Origin of the sequence: Streptomyces sp. TG1A-8, from assembly GCF_030499535.1 — a bacterium.
Classification (GTDB): Bacteria; Actinomycetota; Actinomycetes; order Streptomycetales; family Streptomycetaceae; genus Streptomyces.
The window spans coordinates 7,043,783-7,063,591 of the sequence record NZ_JASTLB010000001.1; the positions used below are offsets into that span (position 1 = coordinate 7,043,783).

14 protein-coding genes and 7 pseudogenes are annotated in these 19,809 nt (G+C 69.3%); 8 read left to right on the forward strand and 13 right to left on the reverse strand.

Annotated features, from left to right (window positions below):
* Positions 1 to 135: 135 nt before the first annotated feature.
* The 6 genes from QQY24_RS31515 to hisD all read right to left on the reverse strand — a co-directional run bounded on the left by QQY24_RS31515 (position 136) and on the right by hisD (position 7,344).
* Positions 136 to 1,809: a glycoside hydrolase family 13 protein gene (locus QQY24_RS31515; RefSeq protein WP_301976050.1), complete on the reverse strand. Its 1,674-nt coding sequence runs from the start codon at positions 1,807 to 1,809 to the stop codon at positions 136 to 138.
* The gene (locus tag QQY24_RS31520; protein WP_301976051.1) at positions 1,806 to 2,663 is read right to left on the reverse strand and encodes a nitrilase-related carbon-nitrogen hydrolase; all 858 of its coding nucleotides are present in this window, start codon (positions 2,661 to 2,663) and stop codon (positions 1,806 to 1,808) included. Before QQY24_RS31520 ends, QQY24_RS31515 begins: the two co-directional genes overlap by 4 nt.
* Complete coding sequence (locus QQY24_RS31525) at positions 2,660 to 3,469, reverse strand: carbohydrate ABC transporter permease (RefSeq protein ID WP_301976052.1); 810 nt, start codon at positions 3,467 to 3,469, stop codon at positions 2,660 to 2,662. The genes QQY24_RS31520 and QQY24_RS31525 overlap by 4 nt, the downstream gene beginning before the upstream one ends.
* On the reverse strand, positions 3,466 to 4,488 hold the full coding sequence (locus QQY24_RS31530; protein WP_301976053.1) for a carbohydrate ABC transporter permease: 1,023 nt from the start codon (positions 4,486 to 4,488) through the stop codon (positions 3,466 to 3,468). The genes QQY24_RS31525 and QQY24_RS31530 overlap by 4 nt, the downstream gene beginning before the upstream one ends.
* Positions 4,485 to 5,846, reverse strand: a complete 1,362-nt coding sequence (locus tag QQY24_RS31535; RefSeq protein ID WP_301976054.1) for an ABC transporter substrate-binding protein — start codon at positions 5,844 to 5,846, stop codon at positions 4,485 to 4,487. Before QQY24_RS31535 ends, QQY24_RS31530 begins: the two co-directional genes overlap by 4 nt.
* A gap of 178 nt (positions 5,847 to 6,024) precedes the next feature.
* A complete protein-coding gene (hisD, locus tag QQY24_RS31540) occupies positions 6,025 to 7,344 on the reverse strand; it encodes a histidinol dehydrogenase (RefSeq protein ID WP_301976055.1) in 1,320 nt (439 codons plus the stop codon).
* 89 nt (positions 7,345 to 7,433) lie between these two features.
* Between hisD and QQY24_RS31545 the strand changes: the two genes are divergently transcribed.
* The gene (locus QQY24_RS31545) at positions 7,434 to 8,351 is read left to right on the forward strand and encodes a LysR family transcriptional regulator (RefSeq protein WP_301976056.1); all 918 of its coding nucleotides are present in this window, start codon (positions 7,434 to 7,436) and stop codon (positions 8,349 to 8,351) included.
* A gap of 172 nt (positions 8,352 to 8,523) precedes the next feature.
* Here QQY24_RS31545 and QQY24_RS31550 read toward each other — a convergent pair.
* Positions 8,524 to 9,230 (reverse strand): annotated as a pseudogene (locus tag QQY24_RS31550) (IS6 family transposase).
* Between the two features lie 67 nt (positions 9,231 to 9,297).
* Here QQY24_RS31550 and QQY24_RS31555 point away from each other — a divergent pair.
* Positions 9,298 to 9,405: pseudogene (locus tag QQY24_RS31555) on the forward strand (IS5/IS1182 family transposase); the annotation flags it as partial.
* Positions 9,406 to 9,505: 100 nt separating this feature from the next.
* Here the strand turns inward: QQY24_RS31555 and QQY24_RS31560 are convergent.
* Positions 9,506 to 9,943, reverse strand: a complete 438-nt coding sequence (locus tag QQY24_RS31560; RefSeq protein WP_301976057.1) for an Lrp/AsnC family transcriptional regulator — start codon at positions 9,941 to 9,943, stop codon at positions 9,506 to 9,508.
* A gap of 168 nt (positions 9,944 to 10,111) precedes the next feature.
* Between QQY24_RS31560 and QQY24_RS31565 the strand changes: the two genes are divergently transcribed.
* Positions 10,112 to 11,386 (forward strand): ArgE/DapE family deacylase, encoded by a 1,275-nt coding sequence (locus tag QQY24_RS31565; protein ID WP_301976058.1) that lies wholly within the window; start codon positions 10,112 to 10,114, stop codon positions 11,384 to 11,386.
* Positions 11,387 to 11,504: 118 nt separating this feature from the next.
* Positions 11,505 to 12,185: pseudogene (locus tag QQY24_RS31570) on the forward strand (IS6 family transposase).
* A 266-nt stretch (positions 12,186 to 12,451) separates the two neighbouring features.
* Here the strand turns inward: QQY24_RS31570 and QQY24_RS31575 are convergent.
* Positions 12,452 to 12,685 (reverse strand): annotated as a pseudogene (locus tag QQY24_RS31575) (ATP-binding protein); the annotation flags it as partial.
* Positions 12,686 to 12,716: 31 nt separating this feature from the next.
* On the opposite strand from QQY24_RS31575, the gene QQY24_RS31580 reads away from it, so the two are divergent.
* Positions 12,717 to 13,145 carry a hypothetical protein gene (locus QQY24_RS31580; protein WP_301976059.1) on the forward strand — a complete coding sequence of 143 codons (429 nt, stop codon included), beginning with the start codon at positions 12,717 to 12,719 and terminating at the stop codon, positions 13,143 to 13,145.
* Positions 13,146 to 13,472: 327 nt separating this feature from the next.
* A pseudogene (locus tag QQY24_RS31585) lies at positions 13,473 to 14,223 on the forward strand (transposase family protein).
* 178 nt (positions 14,224 to 14,401) lie between these two features.
* On the opposite strand, the gene QQY24_RS31590 reads toward QQY24_RS31585, so the two are convergent.
* The 3 genes from QQY24_RS31590 to QQY24_RS31600 form a co-directional block, all read right to left on the reverse strand.
* The gene (locus QQY24_RS31590) at positions 14,402 to 15,433 is read right to left on the reverse strand and encodes a hypothetical protein (protein WP_301976060.1); all 1,032 of its coding nucleotides are present in this window, start codon (positions 15,431 to 15,433) and stop codon (positions 14,402 to 14,404) included.
* 173 nt (positions 15,434 to 15,606) lie between these two features.
* Complete coding sequence (locus tag QQY24_RS31595; RefSeq protein ID WP_301976061.1) at positions 15,607 to 16,554, reverse strand: hypothetical protein; 948 nt, start codon at positions 16,552 to 16,554, stop codon at positions 15,607 to 15,609.
* A 229-nt stretch (positions 16,555 to 16,783) separates the two neighbouring features.
* Positions 16,784 to 17,251, reverse strand: a complete 468-nt coding sequence (locus tag QQY24_RS31600) for a nuclear transport factor 2 family protein (RefSeq protein WP_301976062.1) — start codon at positions 17,249 to 17,251, stop codon at positions 16,784 to 16,786.
* A gap of 186 nt (positions 17,252 to 17,437) precedes the next feature.
* Here QQY24_RS31600 and QQY24_RS31605 point away from each other — a divergent pair, with 186 nt between their 5' ends.
* On the forward strand, positions 17,438 to 18,301 hold the full coding sequence (locus QQY24_RS31605) for a helix-turn-helix transcriptional regulator (protein WP_301976063.1): 864 nt from the start codon (positions 17,438 to 17,440) through the stop codon (positions 18,299 to 18,301).
* A 97-nt stretch (positions 18,302 to 18,398) separates the two neighbouring features.
* Here the strand turns inward: QQY24_RS31605 and QQY24_RS31610 are convergent.
* Positions 18,399 to 19,111: pseudogene (locus QQY24_RS31610) on the reverse strand (IS256 family transposase); the annotation flags it as partial.
* 113 nt (positions 19,112 to 19,224) lie between these two features.
* On the opposite strand from QQY24_RS31610, the pseudogene QQY24_RS31615 reads away from it, so the two are divergent.
* Positions 19,225 to 19,494: pseudogene (locus QQY24_RS31615) on the forward strand (transposase); the annotation flags it as partial.
* Between the last annotated feature and the right edge of the window lie 315 nt (positions 19,495 to 19,809).

Genomic DNA, 19,809 nt, shown 5'->3' on the forward strand with positions numbered 1-19,809 from the left:
CACCCCACCGGTCAGCCAACGTGACAGCGCCCGGTTTCTCGTTCGGCCGGCCCAGGCTGAGCCACGGCGGCTCCCACCAGCGGCCTCGTCGTTTGCCGGGGCGGCCCCCGGTACTGCGCTTCGAACCCCTTCCGGCTACTCCCTGACGAACCAGACCGTCCCGTCGGCCGGTAGTTCGTCGCCGACCGTCGTGGAGGCGATCAGCACCCGGGCCCCGGGCGGCAGCGGTACCGGTCCGGTGGTGAGGTTGGCCAGCACCTCGACGGGGCCGTTGGTGAAATGCAGCAGCCCGGGTGGGGACTGCACCCAGCGAAGCTCTCCCGCGCCCAGCCCGTACCGGCGTCGCAGTCGCAGCAGGTGGCGGTAGAGGCTGAGGGTCGAATCGGGGTCGCCGCGTTGGGCGTCGGCCGCGTAGGAGGCGTAGCAGGAAGGTTGCGGCAACCAGGTGTCGGGGGTGCTGCTGAAGCCCAGGGCGGGGCCGTCGGCGGTCCAGGGCAGGGGGACCCGGCAGCCGTCGCGGCCGCGGATGCGGTGGCCGGAGCGTTCCCAGACGGGGTCCTGACGGGCGGTGTCGGGCAGGTCGGTGGCTTCGGGGAGGCCGAGTTCCTCGCCCTGGTAGACGTAGGCGGAGCCGGGCAGGGCGAGCATCAGTGCGGTCGAGGCCCGGGCGCGGCGCAGGCCGAGCGCGCGGTCGGGCTGGGGGTCGTCGGCGCCGACGCCGTGTTCCAGGGCGACAGGACCGTCGTAGCCAAAGCGGCTGGCGTGGCGCATGACGTCGTGGTTCGACAGGACCCAGGTGGTGGGGGCGCCCACGGCGTCGTTGGCGGCCAAGGAAGCGTCGATGACACGGCGCACGGCGGCCGGCTGCCACGGGGTCTCCAGGAAGCGGAAGTTGAAGGCCTGGTGCATCTCGTCGGGGCGGACGATGCGGGCGGCGCGCTCGGGGGGCAGCCAGGCCTCGGCGCACAGGATGCGATGGCCGTCGTAGCCGTCCAGCAGCCGGCGCCAGGCGCGGAAGATGTCGTGGATGCCGTCCTGGTCCCACATGGGCGGCATCACACCGTCGACCGGTTCGATGACCCCGTGGGTGGGGTGCGGCCAGTCCGGCAGGCCGGGGGCTTTGACGAGGGCGTCGCAGACGTCGACGCGGAAGCCGTCGACACCTCGGTCGAGCCAGAACCTGAGCGTCGTCTCGAAGTCCTCGCGCACGGCGGGGTTGTCCCAGTTCCAGTCGGGCTGGCCGGGGTCGAACAGGTGGAGGTACCACTGCCCGGGGCTGCCGTCGGCCTCGGTGACGCGGGTCCAGGCGGGGCCCTCGAACATCGACGTCCAGTCGTTGGGCGGCAGGTTGCCGTCCGGGCCGCGGCCGTCGTGGAAGTGGAACAGGGCCCGCTCGGTGCTGCCGGGCGGCGCGGCCAACGCCGCCTGGAAGGACGGGTGCTGTGTGGAGCAGTGGTTCGGCACGAGGTCGACGACGACACGGAGGTCCAGCGCGTGGGCGCGGGCCAGCAGGGCGTCGAAGTCGTCGAGGGTTCCGTACCGCGGGTCGACGCCCCGGTAGTCGGCGACGTCGTAGCCGCCGTCCACCTGCGGGGACGGGTAGAACGGCGAGAGCCACAGGGCGTCGACGCCGAGGTCGGCCAAATGGTCCAGACGGGCGGTGATACCGGGCAGGTCGCCGGTGCCGTCGCCGTCGCTGTCGGCGAAGGAGCGCGGGTAGATCTGGTAGATGACGGCGGTGCGCCACCAGGTGTCGTCCGCCGCGAGGCGGGTGTGCGCCGGCGCGGGCGTGGTGTCGGCTGACGTCATAGCCGGGGGCTCTCCTGGGCGTAGAGGTCGGTTCGGCGGTCGCGGAGCAGGTCGTTGTGCGGAGAGAGGGACTTGTCCCGGGCCAGGTGGAGGAAGAGGTCGGTGACGGCCCGGTGCCGTGTGGCGGAGGTTGCGGTGGCGGTGATCCAGCCGTACTGGTTGATGACGGCCGTGCCCTGTGTCCAGACCTGCCCGCGTTCGGTGCCGCTGCGGTCCGTGCAGGCGATGTAGACGCCGTTGGCGCGTGCGGCGGCCTGGGCCTGGACGATCTCGGCGGGGCGTTCGCCGGCCGGGTGCTCCTCCAGGGGCCAGTTGGTCGGTACGGCGATCAGGTCGGCGCCCGCCGTGGCCAGTCGGCGGGGCATCTCCGGGAACTCCAGGTCGTAGCAGATCAGTACGCCGATACGGCCGTGCGGTGTGGCGACGACGGGGGCCATGTGCTCACCGGGGGTGAAGAACAGCGTCTCGCGGTCCCACAGGTGGGTCTTGCGGTACACGGCACGTACGCCGTCGGCGTCGACGACGGCGGCGCTGTTGTACAGGGTGTGGCCGCCGTCCTCACAGAAGCCGAGCACGACGACGCTGCGGGTGCCGGCCAGCAGACGGGTGAGATCGGTGAAGAAGGCGTCACCCGGGGTGATCGACAGGTGTCGCGCCTCGTCCGTATCGGTGAACACGTAGCCGGACGTGGCGAGTTCGGGCAGGACGACGATGTCCGCACGCTCGGAGCGGGCGCGCCGGACGGCGTCGAGGACCAGTTCCTTGTTGTGGGCCAGATCGCCGACGCGGGGTGCGAGTTGTTCGCACACGACGCGTGTGACGCCGCTGTCCGGGGCGAGGGCGGGCGAGGTCATTTGACGGCTCCTTCAGTCAGGCCGCTGATCAGGCGCCGCTGCAGGAAGACGTAGGCCAGCAGCACCGGCAGGGCGACAAGGACGGCGGCGGCCGCGGTCACGGCCGGGTCACTGGAACGGGCGGCCCCGGAGAAGAAGGACAGCGCCAGCGGCACGGTCTGCACCGCAGGGTTGTCGGGGACGAGGATGAGCGCGAGGAGGAACTCGTTCCATGTGAACAGGAACAGCACGGTGCTCAAGGTGGTGATCGCGGGCCCGGCGATGGGCAGGACGACCAGGCGCAGGCTCTGCAGGCGGCTCGTGCCGTCGATGCGCGCCGCTTCCAGCAGCTCCACCGGGACGGAGGCGAAGAACGACCGCATCCACAGCACGCCCAGCGGCACCGACAGCGCGATCTGCGGCAGGATCAACGCCCAGTAGGTGTCGACGAGATGCCATCCGGTGAGCAGCTCGTACAACGGCAGCACGGTCACCTCGTAGGGCAGGACCAGTCCCAGGAGCAGCAGCGCCACGATGATCTTGCCGCCAGGCACCCGCATGGTGGCGAGCGCGTAGCCGGCCAGGGCGGCCAGCACCACGGTGGCCACGACGACGGTGACCGAGACCAGCGCGCTCGACAGCAGGGCGGAGCCGAAGCGGCCCTGGGTCCAGGCCGTGGAGTAGGCGGCGAAGGACAGCCCGCCGGAGGAGCCGGCCACCCCCTGCAGCGACGAGACGACGATCGACGCCAGGGGGAAGACGGCGATGACGGACGCGAGGACGAGCAGCGCGTGGGTGGCGATGCTCTCGCTCCGGGCGATCCTCATGACGACTGCACCTTCCTGTCCGGCGTGCGCGGCCTGGTGAACCGGCGGCGCGGGCCCTCGCGTTCGCGCAGCGCCAGCTGGACGACCACCACGACCAGGAGGATGACCAGGGTCAGCACGATGGCCAGCGCGGAGGCCCGGCCGAGCATGCGGTTCTGGAACGCGTCCTCGTAGACGTACAGGCTGGGGACGGTTGTGCTGCTGCCCGGGCCGCCCCGGGTGGTGTTCCAGATCAGGTCGAAGTTGCGCAGCGCGAAGGTGATCGTGAGGATCAGCGCGATCGAGATCTGCGGGCGCAGGGCGGGCAGCGTGATGGCGAAGAACTCCCGCACCGGCCCGGCGCCGTCGAGACGGGCCGCCTCGTAGGTGGAGCGGTCGATGGCGACGATGCCGCTGAGGAAGAGCACCATGCACAGCCCGTACTCCACCCAGGTGCCGATCACGCCGATCGACGGCAGGGCGGTGTCGAAGTCGCCCAGCCAGCTGGTGGCGAACCGGCCCAGCCCCACGGCCCGGAGCACCGCGTTGACGGGGCTGTCCTCGGCGAGCAGGTTCCGCCAGGCGACCGCGACGACGACGCTGGACAGGATCTGCGGCAGGAACAGCGCCGCCCGCAGCACCGTCAATCCGTACACCCGGATCCGGGACATGGCCCCGGCCAACAGCAGGCCGACGCACACCGGCAGCGCGGCGTAGAAGAACAGCAGGACCAGTGAGTGCAGCAGCGCTGTGCGCAGATGGCTGTCGGTGAAGACGGCCGTGTAGTTGCCCCAGCCGACCGGCGTGCCCACGCTCAGACCGTCGTAGGCGTAGAACGAGTACCAGACGGAGATGCCGATGGGGTAGAGCACGAAGACGCCGAAGAAGAGCAGGGCCGGGGCGACGTACAGCAGCGAGGTCCAGGACAGGGACGACAGGCGGGCGATGGGGGAGGGGCGGCGCCGGCGGCCGGCGCCGCCGGTGGCGGGCGGCGCGGGGGTGGCCGTGCCGTGTCGGGTGGTGGGGACGGCGGTGCTCATTGCGCCTGCCTCGCCTTCCGCCAGGACGCCTGGACCGCCTTCAGGAACTCCGCGCTGTCGGTGCGGCCGGCCATGACCTCCTGCAGCTTGCCGCCCATGACGTTGAGCATGTCGGTGGCGGTCCAGTCGTAGTAGCCGACCTGGGTTCCGGCGGCGATCGTGTGCTTGAGCGCGTCGAGGGTCTGGCTCTGCAGGCTGTTGCCGCCCTTCACACCGTCGGTGACGACGGGCAGCCGGCCGGTGTCGAGGATCTTCTGGCCGGTCTGCGGGGTGTGCAGGGCGGCGAGGAAGGCGACCGCGGCGGGGGTGACCTTCGAGGAGGCGGAGATGTGCCAGGGCGAGGCGGTGGCGCCGGCGCCACCGGTGGTCAGGGCGCCGAAACCGAACTTCTCGGGGGCGAGCGTGGCACCGTTCCACGAGCCGCCGACGAAGAAGACGCCGGCGCCCTTGGCGAAGCGGGAGATGGCGTCCTCGTTGCTCAAGCCGTCGTAGCCGGAACCGAAGTACCCCTTCTTCGCCCAGTCGGCCATCGTGTCGGCCGCCTTCGCGTTGCCCGGGGTGACGAAGGTGGTGCCCGCCTTGCCGCCGATCCAGTCCCGGATCGAGGCCGGCGACTGCTCGGTGACGGCGAGGTCGGAGAAGATGTGGGTGGCGGCGTACTGGTCGCTGTTGCCCAGCATGATCGGCTGTTTGCCGGCCTTCTTGACGAACGGCAGGTCCTTCTCCAGGTCGGCGAGGGACCGCGGCGGCCGCAGGCCGAGTTCCTTGAGTTGGGCCTTGTTGTAGTAGATGCCCTGGACCTCGCTGATGGGCGACATGCCGTAGAGGTTGCCGTTGCCGAAGGCGGTGCCCGAGCCGTTCCAGCGGGCGGGGGCCAGGGTGCTGGCACCGGTGCCCGTGATCCAGCCGTAGGCGGCCGCCACGTCGTCCAGCGGCCGGACCAGCTTGGCCTTGACCAGGGCTCCGTCGACCGCGTAGCCGATATTGCCCTCGAACAGGTCGGGCGGGTTGGTGCCGGAGGCGGCGTTGACGACGGTGGCGACGAGGTCGTCGAAGCTCTTGTAGGTGATGTCGACCTTGACGTTCGGATACCGCTTCTCAAAGGCCGGCACCACGGACTTCATCAGCGGCTTCTCCGCCTGGTCCGCCCACATCCGCAGCGTGACCTCGCCGAGCCCGGCGACCTGCTCGGGCGTCACCGGATCGGTGACGGCCGGCTGGTTCGCCCCGGCGGGGCCCTTGTCCGCCCCGGGCGGGCTGCATCCGGCGCAGGCCAGCAGGGCCGCCAGCGCGGCGGCCGTGGCGGTGACGGGGACGAACCGGGGCGGGCCCGCCCCTTGACGACGTACGGATCTCATGGATGTACCGGTTCTCTGTACGGGATGTCTGGGTCGGGGGTGGGGGGTGTGAGCGGGCCGGACCGTCCGGGGGCGGCGAGGGTCCGCTGAGAGCGGGGTACGGCGTGTCGCCGGACGGGACGCGGCGGCGGGGATGCCCAGGGAGGGGAGGGATCCCGGCGCGGCGGAGCGGGCGGGGTCAGCCCGCGTAGGTCCGCAGCCGCAGGGCGGCCGTGGCCTCGTGGGCCGACATGCCTTCACTCGCGGAGATGACTTGCACGGCCTCGGCGAGGAGCGGGGTCGCCTCGCGGGTGACGCGCTGGTAGGTGAGCGGCTTGAGGTAGCGGGAGACGGACAGCCCGGCGCTGTGCTTGGCACCCCCCGCGGTCGGCAGGGTGTGGTTCGTGCCGGCCATGCCCTTGTCCGAGTAGGCCACCGTGCTCCAGTGACCGAGGAAGAGGGAGCCATAGTTGTGCAGCGCGTCGTGGTACCAGTCGTCCTCGGCCGTGTGCACCTCCAGGTGCTCGGGGGCGAGTTCGTCCATCACCGCCACGGCGTCCTCCCGGCTGCCGACCAGGATCACCGCCCCGTAGTCGCGCCAGGCGGGGCCGCAGATGTCCCGCGTCGACAAGGTCGTCAGCTGGCGTTCCACGGCCGCGATGACGTCTCGTCCCAGCCGTTCGGAGGTGGTGACGAGGGCGGCCGGGGACGTCGGGCCGTGCTCGGCCTGACCGAGCAGGTCCGCCGCGACGGCCTCGGCGTCGGCTGTCCCGTCCGCGATGACGGCGACCTCGGAGGGGCCCGCGAGCAGGTCGATGGCGACCGTGCCGAACAGCTGACGCTTGGCCTCGGCCACGTAGGCGTTGCCCGCGCCGACGATCATGTCGACGGGCGGCCGGTCCAGCAGGCCGAACGCCATGGCGGCCAGGGCCTGCACACCTCCGAGGACGTAGAGGTGGTCGATTCCGGACAGGTGTGCGGCGTAGGTGACGGCGTCGTTGGCGCGGCCGTCCGGCTGTGGCGGGGTGCAGCCCACCACCGTCGGGACGCCCGCGACCTTGGCCACGCCCACCGTCATGAACGCGCTGGCGGTGAGCGGAAAGCGCCCGGCCGGCAGATAGGCGCCGACCGCGCCGACCGGTACGTACCGCTGTCCGACCCGCAGCCCGGGGGCTATCTCCTCCTCGAAGTCCGTCAGGTGCGCGCGCTGGAGCGCGGCGAAACTCCGGGTGCGCTCGGCACCGAGTTCGATCGCCTCCCGCAGGGCCTTGGGTAGCCGGTCGCCGCTGCCGGCCACCTCCGCCGCGCCGAGTTCGACCGGACCGTCGGACTGGCCGTCGAGGGAGCTCGCGTAGCGGCGGATCGCGTCCATGCCGTGGCACTCGATGTCCGACAGCATGCGGCTGACGGTCTCGATCACCTCGGGGTCGCGCTGGGCCGGGGGAGCGTCCACCTCGGCAGCCTTGAGCAGGGTGAAACGGTCGGCGAAGGCGGTGGTGAAGCGGTGGCTCAATTTCATACAGCCGAGCCTGAAGCAGCACCTTCTCTAGGACAACCCCGAATTGTCCTCGATCCCTCATAGGGTCGCCCTATGGGAGGATGTCCGGCATGCCTGCTTCCCCCACCGCTGTGATCACCCTCAACCAGTTGCGCGCCTTCCTCGCCTCTGCCCGGCTGGGCACGTTCTCCGCCGCGGCGACCGAGCTGCGGACCACCCAGCCCTCGGTCTCGGAGCTGATCAAGCGCATGGAGGAGCACTACCGGGTGCCCCTGTTCACCCGCGGTCCGCGCCGGCTGGTCCTGACCACCGCCGGTGAGGAACTCCTGCCCTACGCCCAGCAGGCGATCGAAGCGGCCGACGGCGCCGACCGCGCCCTGCGCTCACTGACCTCTCTCGACGGCGGTGTCGCCACCTTCGGACTGCTGCGCAACGCCGACTACTACTTCCTGTCCGAACTGCTGGACACCTTCCACGCCCGTCACCCCAAGGTGCGGCTGCGGATCGTCGGCCTGAACTCCGTGGAGGTCGCGGAAGCCGTCAGCGCCGGCGACCTGGAAGCCGGGCTCGTGGTGCTGCCTATCGACGCCGAGGGCCTCGACGTGACCCCCCTCATGCGGGACGAGGTCGTCTACACCTCCGCCGACCCCGGACGCACCGCACGGCCCGTCACCATGACCGATCTCGCGGCGGCCAACCTCATCCTTTACGACGCCCACTACGGCTGGCGGGACCCCACCCGCCGCCAACTCGCCGAACGTGCCCAGGTGGAGGGCGTCACCCTCTCCGCGGCCATCGAGGTCGAGCACGTCGAATCGGCGCTGCACATCGTGGCCCGGGGGGCTGGCGACACGATCGTCTCCCGCGCGGTCGCCCGCAGCCGCGCCTTCCCCGACACTCTCCATACCGTCGGCTTCGCCGAGCCCCTCTACGACACGATCGCGGTGGTCCGCAGACAGGGCTCGGTGCTGTCACCGGCGACGCGAGAGATCACCCGCCTGGTCCGGCGGATGCTGCTGGCGCACTGAGCCCGGTGTCTCCGTCCGCTGTTGCGGGCGTCGCGTGCAGGTGGCCCACGACGTCGGCGTGCACGATGCTCAGGCGTGGCGCGAGGTGCCCGTACAGGGGCACTGTCACGTTATTGAGTGGTTTTCTGGCAGCGCGTGAGGCATGGGGCGGGGCCGGGTTTCGAAGCGGTGTTCAGGTCCCGGCGGCGCTGGTGGCCTGGTCCCAGATTGCAAAGCGGATGGTCGTCTCGGCTCGGTAGCCGGGAGCGGTCATCAGGTGGCGGTGGGGCCGGAAGTGCGGTGAGATGCCGCTGAAGGCAGCCAGGAACCGTTGGGCCCCACCGGTACTGCGGAAGCCTTTCATCGCGCGTTCACGCTGCCTTGTCGGCTGATGACTGTTCTCTGCCCGGTTGTTCAGGCCCTTGTGCGAGGGGTGCTCAACGGAGGGCATGACCTCGCGGTGGGCCGCGCTGCAGGAGCGCAGCTTGTCGGTGACGGCCACCCTGGGCACCGTATGGGTCTTCTTCAGCAGCCTGCGGAAGAAGCGCCGGGCCGCAGCGGTGTCCCGTCGGCTCTGTACGAGGGTGTCCAAGACGGTGCCGTCGGCGTCCACGGCCCGCCACAGGTACTTCCGCTCTGCGTTGATCTTCATGAAGACCTCATCCAGGTGCCATTTGTCCCCGGGGCGGGCAGCCGGCGACGCAGGCCGTTGGCGTAGGTCTGCCCGAACTTGGCGCACCAGCGGCGGACCGTCTCATAGGAGACGAGCACGCCGCGCTCCAGCATCAGTTCCCCGACCCCGCGAAAGCTGAGCGGGAAGCGAAAGTACAGCCACACGCAGTGCGCGATCACCTCGACCGGGTATCGGGGCCCCTTGTACGACGGCGGCGCGCTGTCCACGGACGACCCCTCCCGGCATGACCAACCAGAAGATCATCTCACCCGGTCAGTCAACGTGACAGTGCCGTTCAGACGACTCCGCACCCGCTACGAGCGCCGCGCCGACCTCCACCAGGGTTTGCTCGGACTGGCCTGCAGCCTCATATGCCTCCGCCGCCTCCGAATCTCATTCTGAAACGATCAGTAACTGAGCGTTTGAGTTGGCCCCTTTGAGCGTCACAGTTGGCCGGCGGACGACGCGAGCCTCGGCACTCGCGGTGATCCCACGGTGTCGATCACACGCGAGGCCGGTTCAACAGCCGGGAGAGCACGATGGCGCTCTCGGTCCGTTCGACAGGAGCGGTGGCGCGCACGCGTTGGATGGCCTGTTCCAGGTGGTGGATGTCTCTGGCGAGCATGTGGACGACTGCGTCGGCGGCGCCGGAGACGGTACAGGCTTCGACGACCTCGGGGATGTCCTTCAGGGCTTGGCAGAGTTCGGCGGGGGTGGGATTGCCGATGCAGTAGACCTCGACGAAAGCCTCGATATGCCAGGCCAACGCCTGAGGATCGATGAGAGCGGTGAAACCGCGGATCGCGCCGGTGGCCACCAGGCGGTCGAGACGCCGCTTGGCGGCGGGTGCGGATAGCCCGGCCGCCTTGCCGATCTGGGCGTACGTGGCACGCGCGTTGTGCAGCACGCAGCGGATGATCGCTTCATCGATGGCGTCCATGACCTCACTCCAGACGTCAGAGCCTGCTACGCAGCGCAAGAAGTAGCCATGAACCCGCTGACATTGCAAGAAAGTGACAGTAACTAGCAGCAAATGGCGATTGCTTGCATTGTCTGCCGAACATAGTCTCCGGCTTGTCCTGATGTCACGTGCCGGGAGCAGTGTGAGATGACAGCAAGCCTGAGCGATGTGGAAGCCTCGGCACTGGCCGCGGTGGACGAGGCGGCCATCGCCCGGTTGCTGCTGGAACTTCTCGCTGTTCCGAGCGTGACGGGGAGCGCCGCGGAGTCCGAGCTTCAGCACGTCCTGGCCCGGCATCTGGAGCGGATGGACCTCGATGTCGACCTGTGGTCCATGAACCTGCCCGAGCTTCGTGCCCACCCCGATTTTCCCGGCAGCGAGGCCCCGCGCACGGAGGCGTGGGGCCTGGTGGGCGGCACGCGGCCCCACGGCGACGGGCCGACCCTGGTCCTCCAAGGGCACGGCGACGTCGTCCCTCCCGGGGACCTGGCGCAATGGGAGGGTGACCCTTTCCGCCCCCGGGTTACCGGGGACGTGGTGCACGCACGAGGAGCGTGCGACATGAAGGCGGGGATGGTGGCGATACTCGCCGCCCTGGCCGCGATACGGGAGACGGGCGCAAGGCTACGCGGCCAGGTGTCCGCGCACTTCGTAGTCAGCGAAGAGGACGGAGGACTCGGAGCGTTCGGCACCCTCCAACGCGGCCACACCGGTGACGCCTGCATCATCACCGAACCGACCAGCGGCACGCTCATGACTGCGAACGCCGGCGCCCTGACCTTTCGCATCCAAGTAGCCGGCCGGGCCACCCACGGCAGCACCAGATACGTGGGAGTGAGCGCCATCGACGCATACCTGCCCATCCACCGCGCGCTCGCCCATCTGGAAGTCCACCGCAACGCCGGCGCCGACCCGCTCATGTCCCAGTACCCCATCCCCTACCCGCTGTCCGTCGGCACCGTCCATTCCGGCGACTGGGCCAGCAGCGTGCCCGACCTGCTGGTGGCCGAAGGAAGACTGGGCGTCCGGCTGGGCGAGGACCCGGCCCAGGCACGCACCGAACTGGAGGCGTGCGTGGCCGACGCCTGCGCGGCCGACCCCTGGCTGCGCTCCCACCCCGCCACGGTGACGTGGCCCGGCGGACAGTTCGCCAGCGGACGGCTGCCGGCCGGGCATCCGCTTGTGGCCCAGGTCGGCGACGCGCACGCCGACGTCACCAGCGGCCCGCGGCCTTCTGAACGAGGCGCCCCTTACGGCAGTGACCTGCGACTGTACTCCGGGGCGGGCATCCCCACGCTGCAATACGGCCCCGGCGACGTACGCCTCGCACACGGTCCACAGGAACAGGTCCGCGTGAGCGAAGTCGTCACCGCCACCCAGGCACTGGTGCTCGCCACACTGCGCACGGTCGGCACCAAGTAGTAACCGCCAGGGCGCTGTCACGTTGGCTGACCGGTGGGGTGATCTTCGGGTTGATCAGTCTGGGAAGGGTGGTCCGTGGGGGGGCGCGTCGTTGTCGTACCAGGGTCAGCGGTACCCGGTGGAGGTCGTCTCCCCCTGTGGGTGGCTGTACCACCGCTTCCCGCTGTCGTTGCGCGGGGTGGAGGAGCTGATGCCCGGGCGCGGGGTCGTCGTCTCCTGTGAAACGGTCCGCCGCCGGTGCGCGAAGTTCGGGCAGGCCTGCGCAGGCGCGCTGCGCCGCCGGCAGCCTCGGCCCGGGGACAAGTGGCACCTGGACGAAGTCTTCATCCAGGTCAACGGTGAGCAGAAGTACCGGTGGCGGGCCGTCGACCAAAACGGCAACGATCTTGGACATCCTCGTGCACAACCGCCGGGACAAGACCGCGGCCAGGCGGTTCTTCCGCCGCCCGCTGAAGAAGACCGGTGCGGTGCCGCGGGTTCTGGTCACCGGCAAGCTCCGCTCCTGCCGAGCGGCCCACCGCGAGGTCATGCCCTACCGTCGAGCACCGCTGTCACAAGGGCCCGAACAACACGGCGGACAACAGCCACCCGCCCACCAGGCAGCGTGAACGCGCGATGAAAGGCTTTCCGCTCCAGGGGCGCAGCCCAGCGGTTGCTGTCCGCGTTCAGCGGCATCCCGCCCCACTTCCGCCCCCGCCGACACCTGATGACCGCCACCACCCACCGCGCCGAGATGAGCACCCGCTTCACGATCTGGGACCAGATCACCGGCACCGCCGGCCTTGCCGCCACCGCCTGACCACAGGCCCGGCTCCCCAACCCACCACGCCCCCACGCACCGCCAGGCAGCCACACACCCAACAACGTGACAATGCCCCCGGGCATGCAGGCATCCAGTCACAGAGGCCGGTGAACACAGGGCCGGTGCGGGTGCATCCCGGCGTATGGCGAAGCGCGCCCGGATGTGTGCGGCCAAATTCCGGTCAGCGGGCCGGCATGTGTCGGCGGTCTCTGAACCTGTACCCCTTTGGGGTTGATGACTTTTGACCCCATATGTGCAGTTGTTCACCCGGCTGCCGCACTCGATGTGCGGCCGATGTCGCGGTCTTTGAGCCGGTAGGAGTCTCCCTTCAAGGAGAGCACATCGGTGTGGTGAACGAGGCGGTCAATCATGGCGGCGACGGTGTCGTCACCGAAGACTTCGCCCCAGCGTCCGAAGGGCTTGTTGCTGGTGACGATCACGGACGCGCGTTCGTAGCGGCCGGAGATCAGCTGGAAGAACAGGTTCGCCGCTTTTGGCGACAAGCGCGTGCACCCGCATGAAGCGGTGATGGGCATGCTCGCTCTGCTGCATGTCGCCTCCAGCTCCGAGGTGCGGATGCTGAAGGTCGACGTCATCGACGAGCAGACCCATGTTGTCCGGCGAGGGAAGCGGCCCCATCCCGTCCCCCTGGACCCCGCTTCCTGGACGGTGCTGCAGCGGTGCCTGGCCCACCGTGAGGCATGGCGGACGGACAACCCGCACGTCATGGTCACCAAAGGAACAAAGGCCGGACGAAGCCCGGCCTCAACTGTCTATCTTTCCCACATCCTTGACGACTGCGACTTCCCGCCCCGCATGATCCGCAGCCCCCGTCTCGTCGACCTGGTGAACACCATGGACCCCAAGCTCGTCGCCGCGGCCTTCGGCATGGACCCGCAAGCCACCCTGATCTATCTCGCCGACCACGTCGACCCCGGGCGCCTGCCCGATTGCTGAGCGTCGGCCGGCGTCAAAGAATCCGCTGGTCAGCGCTCTCGCCATCCCTCAGACTCGGATGGTGCGCGGAGCCCTCGGTGATCAGCGCAGGGAACCCATGACTGGAGGAGGGGAACGACGATGGCCCACCTACGACTCGCCTGGGTCCTGTCCGGACGTGGTTGGGCCGACTGCATCGTCAGCGACCACCAGGCGGAAGCCGAAATCACTGAGGGTTTTCAGCTCGGCCGCTGATCGGGTGACGTTGGTGGCGTGCGCAACGCACGAGGCTCCCGTGCCGTTGGGAGGAGGTGTTCGAAGTCTCAACCCACAGGCACAGGAGCCGCGTTGATTCCGTATTCTGCCGCACTCGACCTGCCCCACGCCCTGGTCGAGTGGGTCACCATGCTCATCGTCACCCGCGAGGGTGGCCGCCGCTGCAAGCTCCCGCCGCACCAGCGTGCTCTGGCCGGCCTGGTGTACCTGCGCAGGCACGACACCCTCGCCCAGATCGCCGCGGGTTTCGGTATCTCTGTCGGCACCGCCCACGCCTACGCGTCGGCCGGCATCAATCTGCTCGCCGACCGAGCGCCCGGCCTGCCGCGTGCCCTGCGCGAAGCCGACCCGGACCACGTCCTGCTGGACGGCACTCTCGCGGAGTGCGACCGAGTCGGCGACAGCCGGGCCGACTACTCCCGTCAAGCACCGCCGGCACGGAGTGGACGTGCAGGTGGTGACCGATCCAGCCGGCGGGCTGCTGTGGCTCTCGCCCGCATTGCCCGGCCGGGCCCGCGACCTGAGGGCGGCTCGCACCCACCGGATCATCCGGATCTGCGAACGCCAGGGCTCCCCGGTCCTCGCTGACCGGGCCTACATAGGTGCCGACCCATGGGTGACGCCACCCCTCAGACGCCCACCCGGCCGCGAACTGACACCAACCCAGCAAACCGACAACCGCACGCTGTCCGCGGCACGAGCACCAGTCGAGCGTGGCGTCACACGACTGAAGTCGTGGCGGATCTTCCACCGGTCCCGATGCAGCCCGAATCGAATGACGTCAATCTCCGCCGCCATCCTCACCCTGGAGCGGCAACACTGAAAGAGCTCACTAATTGAAATACAAGCCCTACCTGGGCACCGGAGCTGACGCCGGCACGTCGGCGGCCGTCCTCTGGGCTGTCACGCCGCACAAGCTGATCGAGTCGTTTCCCCATCCCCTTCGGCAGACTCGACGCGGCCCCGGGCAAGGCTGGTGATGGCACGCCGTCAGGGACCCGTCAGCGCAGAACCTGCTCGCGGTAGCGCGCGACCTGTGCGGCGTCCCACCACTCGGCCGACACGTACTGTGGCGCGCATCGCGGGAGCCGGTGACTCACCAGTGTCGAGATGTGCCGGCTCTGTTCCGTCGCGATGCTGGTTGCCGCGACTCCGACCGGGATCCGCACGAAGTCGCCCGGCTGGAGTTCGACGCTGCCGTGCTGGGTCACCAGCAGGCGGGTGCCCGACACCTGGAACTGGATGTCGTCGGCGTTGCGGTGTCGGGTGTAGACGAGCCCGGGGTCGCGGTCGAGGTCGACCACCTCGATCAGGGCTGTCGCCCCTCGCCAGATCACCGACGTGGCGCATGTGCCCGTCGCCGGTTGCGGTACCCGCAGGACCGCGAGGCGTTCCTTCTCCTGATGGACCTGCTCAAGGATCAGCCGCTCGTCCGAGCGGTGGGCGGCCACGTCATGGTCCGGTTCGCTGCTGCCGAGACAGTCGGTGATCATTTCGTTGACGATCGCAGGCTCCCAGCCCTCGAACGGCGGGATCCTGGCCTCGGAGACCGACACGGGCTCGCGTTCCTCGGTGTAACCCTCGGGCAGGTACCAGATCACATGGATGTCGTTGCGGCCCCAGTTGTCGTGGCACACCCCGCAGGGGATGCGCACGAAGTCGCCGGGTCGCAGCTCGGCGGTACCGAGCTCCGTCATCAGCGTGCGGTGGCCGGTGACCTGGTAGGCCATCTCGTCGACGTCGAGATTGCGGTGGTAGATCGGCTGACGGGAATTCATGTTCGTCCACTCGATGCGGCCTCCGGGCCCCTGGTAGATCCACCGCGGGGGCGCGAACTCCTGGTCACGGAAGGTGGCCCCGGCGCGCACGACCTGGACGAGCTCGACGTCGGACCACATGGCGCCGTGCGGCCCCGGGCCCGGCTGCGCGCGCTGGAGCAGCAGCCGCTCGCTGCGCCGCAGCGTGCGGGCCGGCGTGGTGTAGGGGAACACCGCGAGACGCTCCTGGACGATGGTGTCCTCGGTATCGGACATCGGTCAGCACACCTTTCCATGAGTGCGACCAGTCGCCGACGCGCACGCCTGTCCTGCGCGCGGCCTGCGGATATCGGTCATGGGAGTGGAGCGGCGAGTCGCATGAGGGGGCCGCCGCGGGACATACGTCGATCACTCGTACCCGCATCCGGGCAGCGAGGCTTGTCGCGTGTTCATGCCTCCGTGTGCAAGAGCCGGAGAATGTCCTGGAGGCTTTCCCAGATCATGTCGCCCCTCTCCCACGGTGCCGCGTGTCCTTCCCTGCACCGGTGCCCCTCGACGAGGCGAAGCCCGTCCACGTGGCCGAGATGCGCTGCGAACCGCTCTTTCTGGTTCATGGGCACGAGCATGTCCTCGGAGCTCTGGTCCAGCACGATCAGCTGTGGTGCTCTGCCCTCTCGGATCCGCCGGGCGATGTCCGCCGGGTCGAAGCGCGCCGGGCTCGCGGCGGCCCACGTCGTCCTCTCGGCACCGAAGGCGTTCGACAGCAGCGTCCCGTACTCCTGACGGAGATGCTCGTGCGAGTCGCCGAGTCCGTCGGTCAGCTCCGGAAGGTCGTACAGGCCGTTGAGGCCGACCAGCGCGGCCGGGCAGGGAGCGTCAGGAAGCTCCAGCCCGTGATGGAGCGGTGCCTGGAGGATTGCCTGGAACGCGATGCAGGCGCCACAGCTGTGGCCCGAGAGGATGTACGAGCGGTCGGTGAGGCCGAACGAACGCAGCAGAGCCAGCCCATGCAGGACGTCGCTCACGTGGTCGGGGTGGACGGCCTCACGGGCGGGATCCGCGTGGTTGTCCCTGACGGCGTCGTAGGGCAGGGAAGGGTGCGTGGGGAACTGCGAGACCCGGTAATTGAGCGAGGCGACGGCGGTGATCGGCTGTGCCGGGCCGGAGAAGGCGTGGGCGACGGTCGGCTCGATCGACGCGGAGGTGAGCTGGGGGTCGCGCCAGGCACCTCCGTGGATGTGGACGTGGTAGCGCGGCACGGCAGGGCCGGGGGCCGCCACCGGAAGACGCTCGGCCGCGGTGCCGACCAGGTCCAGCGTCTCCGGCGTCCTGGGCAGATAGATGCTGAGGGTCTGGAAGCGATCGGCATGAGGGAAATACGGGATGTCCTCGGCCACGACAACGGGTACTTGCTGAGCAAGCAGAGGGCTCGTAACCTCGGCGAGTCGCCATTTCACCGGCCCGGAGCCTTCGACGTTCATTGCGGTGCCCACTTTCTTCGAGGTGTTCGTCAACAGCGCGGAAACGACGGTTGTGGCGTGCTCGGGAAGATTCCGTCCGTCTCGCGGTGCCTGGCACGCCCGGATTTCACGGGCGCGCCCATCAAACGGCGGTTGCCGACCGGAATCAGAATCCGGCGGGCAGCTTGAAGGCGTTGCCGGTGAACGGGGACGTGTCGAGCCAGAGGTACTGGAAGGAGCGGCTGGTGAAGACCCAGCCGTTTTCCGAGCGCCTGAGGCGGTCCACGGCGACGCTGTGGTTCCGGTAGTACGTCTCGCCCGGTCCGCGCGCGGCCTCGTGGCAGATGATGCTGGTGGTCGCCTCGTCGCCGTGGATCTCGATCGGGCCCGGTACCGCGAACTGCACGAAGAAGTCCCGCTCGTCTCGCAGCTTCCGGAACGTGGAAACGATGTCGTCCACGCCGACGGCATGCACGCGCTCGCCGATCGTCCACTCCGCGTCCTCGGCCCAGGTCGCGCGGAAACGGTCGGTGTCGCCCCGGGTGGCGGCGTCGGCGAAGCGAGCGACGGTGTCCCGGATTGCTGCTTCGTCCAGCAGACGAGACAGTGCGTTCTCGATATCTGTCGTGGTCATGAGTTTCTCCTGCATGGTGGACAGCTGGTCCGGCCGGGAAGTCCGAGAAGGCCCGGGTCCGGTGTTCGTCGTGTTCTTCATGGTGAGGCCGCCGTGGCATACGCACCAGAGACGCTTCGACGGTAGGAAGAGCCGTACCACCCTCGCGTTACCGGAGTGACCGGCAATGAGGGAAAATCGGTGACCATGACGACGACACCCGACAGCGGCCTGGGCGCGATGATCCGCACGTGGCGCGACCGGCTGCCTCCGTCGGCCGCCGGACTGCCGGCGGCCCCGGGGCGCCGTGCCACCGGACTGCGGCGTGAGGAACTGGCCGACCTCGCGGGCATGTCGGTCGACTACGTCGTGCGCCTGGAGCAGGGAAGGGCCACCACCCCTTCGGCGTCGGTGGTGGCGTCCCTGGCCCGTGCCCTACAGTTGTCCACCGCCGAACGGGACCACCTGTACCGGCTGGCGCAGCTCGCCCCTCCGGCGGACGGCATGATCTCCGACCACCTCCCGCCCGGCGTGCAACGGGTCCTTGCCCGGCTCGGGGACGTCCCGGTAGCCGTCTTCGCCGCGGACTGGCAGTTGGTGTGGTGGAACCGCGGATGGGCGGGCCTTCTGGGTGCCCCCTCAGCGTCGCCGACGCATCTGCGCAACTTCGCCCGCGACAGATTCCCCGTGGACGAGGGGCCCGCCCGGCTCGCGCTGTGGCCGGTGACCGAGGCGGACCGTGAGGCCACCGACGCTGCCGTCGTCTCCGACCTGCGCCGCGCCACCGGCCGCTACCCCGGGGAGAAGCGTCTTGCCAGGCTGATCCGTGATCTGAGCGAGAACGCGAGGTTCGCCAGGTTGTGGGCGACCGGAGAAGTGGCCGCACACCGTGAGGACGCGAAGACGATCGACCATCCCACGGTGGGCCGCGTCACCGTGGACTGCGACGTCCTGACCGACGGCGACCTCGACCTCAAGATCGTGATCATGACTGCCGCGCCCGGTAGCGAGGACGAGACCAAGCTCCGGCTCACCGCCATCGCCGGCCAGCCGGCTACCACGCCCGGATGACCCGGATGCCGACCGTCGGCAGGCGACCGCACGGCGGCTCGTTGCCGGCGGCCGGTGGGGGGTCTGTCAAACGAACGGTGTGACCAGGGCAGTCGGATTACTGGCGGGCTGCTGGGAGCCGGCCGTCGACGGTGATGTCGAAGGCGTTCAGCGCGGTCTTCCAGCGCATGGTCCAGCGGGCCTGGCCCTTGCCGGTGGGGTCGAGCGACATGATGGCCGTGTTAGACGCACTGTAGGGCGGCTTGCTCGGTGGGGAAGTGTCCGCGGGCCTTGACCGCCCGGCGGATCCGGGCGTTGACCGACTCGATCGCGTTCGTTCGTGCAGACGATGCGGCGGATCTCGGTGTCGAACCGCAGGAACGGGGTGAACTCCTCCCACGCGTTCTCCCACAGTTTGACGATCGCCGGATACTTCCGGCCCCAGGCGTCGGCGAACTCGGCGAACCGCTCCAGGGCCGCTTCCTCGGCCGGCGCGGTGGAGACGGGCTTCAAAAGCTTGGCGATCTTGTCCCGGTCCCGGCGGGCGGCACAGCGGAAGGAGTTCCGCAGCAGATGCACCACACAGGTCTGCACGATCGTCTTCGGCTAGACGGTCTCCACCGCTTCGGGCCGGCCCTTGAGGCCGTCGCCGACCAGCATCAGCACATCGGTCACGCCACGGTCCCTGATCTCGGTGAGGAGGTGCAGCCAGTGCTTGGCGCCCTCGCCGCCGTCGCCGGCCCACCACCCGAGGATCTCCCGCCGGCCCTCGGTCGTGACGGCCAGGGCCACATAGACGGGCCGGTTGGCGACCGCGCCGTCACGGATCTTGGTTCTGTCGACGATCTTGTGATCCGGATGGTCTGCCTCATGGTGCGAGCAGGACGCGTTTGCGAAGGAGATCAAGGCTGGCTCGGCTGAACATCGGACGCTTCAGCATCTTCAGCGACCCGACCGAGATCGCTTACTACGTGTGCCACGGCCCGGTCGGCACGCGGCTGAGGGACCTGGCCCGGGTGGCCGGGGCCCGGTGGCAGGTCGAGGAATGCTTCCAAGCCGCGAAGAACGAGTGCGGCCTGGACCACTACCAGGTCCGACGTTACGACGCCTGGCACCGGCACATCACCCTGTCCATGGCCGCACTCGCCGCACTGACCGCCCTCCGTGCCCAGGAACCGTCAAAGGGGGCAGCGATCTTGGGCAAACCCGCCTGATACCCCTGTCCCTCGCGGAGATCCGCCACCTGACCGGGCTGCTCCTACGCCCACGACACCTCACCCCGACGCACCATCTGCGCTGGTCATGGTGGAGACGGCTCAGTCAGGCTCGCACTCGCCTCAGCCACTACAATCGGCGAGGCCAAACCCCATAACTGTGATTGCAGTACTAGAAGCCGTATCTCAACCGATCTTGGAACGTGTGGGTCGAACGGAGTTCCTGGTCGGGTGATCTTCCGGCCGTATGCGCATGAAGGCAGGGCCTCCTGGTAGCTCGGGGGTGCGATCCCATTCCGAGCGGTTCCCGGAGGC

What these genes read in the sequence shown, in the direction of transcription:
- QQY24_RS31515 (WP_301976050.1), bottom strand. Translation starts at nt 1,809, where the DNA reads ATGACGTCAGCCGACACCACGCCCGCGCCGGCGCACACCCGCCTCGCG.
- QQY24_RS31530 (WP_301976053.1), bottom strand. Translation starts at nt 4,488, where the DNA reads ATGAGCACCGCCGTCCCCACCACCCGACACGGCACGGCCACCCCCGCG.
- QQY24_RS31600 (WP_301976062.1), bottom strand. Translation starts at nt 17,251, where the DNA reads ATGACCACGACAGATATCGAGAACGCACTGTCTCGTCTGCTGGACGAA.
- QQY24_RS31565 (WP_301976058.1), top strand. Translation starts at nt 10,112, where the DNA reads ATGACAGCAAGCCTGAGCGATGTGGAAGCCTCGGCACTGGCCGCGGTG.
- hisD (WP_301976055.1), bottom strand. Translation starts at nt 7,344, where the DNA reads ATGAAATTGAGCCACCGCTTCACCACCGCCTTCGCCGACCGTTTCACC.
- QQY24_RS31520 (WP_301976051.1), bottom strand. Translation starts at nt 2,663, where the DNA reads ATGACCTCGCCCGCCCTCGCCCCGGACAGCGGCGTCACACGCGTCGTG.
- QQY24_RS31605 (WP_301976063.1), top strand. Translation starts at nt 17,438, where the DNA reads ATGACGACGACACCCGACAGCGGCCTGGGCGCGATGATCCGCACGTGG.
- QQY24_RS31590 (WP_301976060.1), bottom strand. Translation starts at nt 15,433, where the DNA reads ATGTCCGATACCGAGGACACCATCGTCCAGGAGCGTCTCGCGGTGTTC.
- QQY24_RS31535 (WP_301976054.1), bottom strand. Translation starts at nt 5,846, where the DNA reads ATGAGATCCGTACGTCGTCAAGGGGCGGGCCCGCCCCGGTTCGTCCCC.
- QQY24_RS31580 (WP_301976059.1), top strand. Translation starts at nt 12,717, where the DNA reads ATGGGCATGCTCGCTCTGCTGCATGTCGCCTCCAGCTCCGAGGTGCGG.
- QQY24_RS31545 (WP_301976056.1), top strand. Translation starts at nt 7,434, where the DNA reads ATGCCTGCTTCCCCCACCGCTGTGATCACCCTCAACCAGTTGCGCGCC.
- QQY24_RS31525 (WP_301976052.1), bottom strand. Translation starts at nt 3,469, where the DNA reads ATGAGGATCGCCCGGAGCGAGAGCATCGCCACCCACGCGCTGCTCGTC.
- QQY24_RS31560 (WP_301976057.1), bottom strand. Translation starts at nt 9,943, where the DNA reads ATGGACGCCATCGATGAAGCGATCATCCGCTGCGTGCTGCACAACGCG.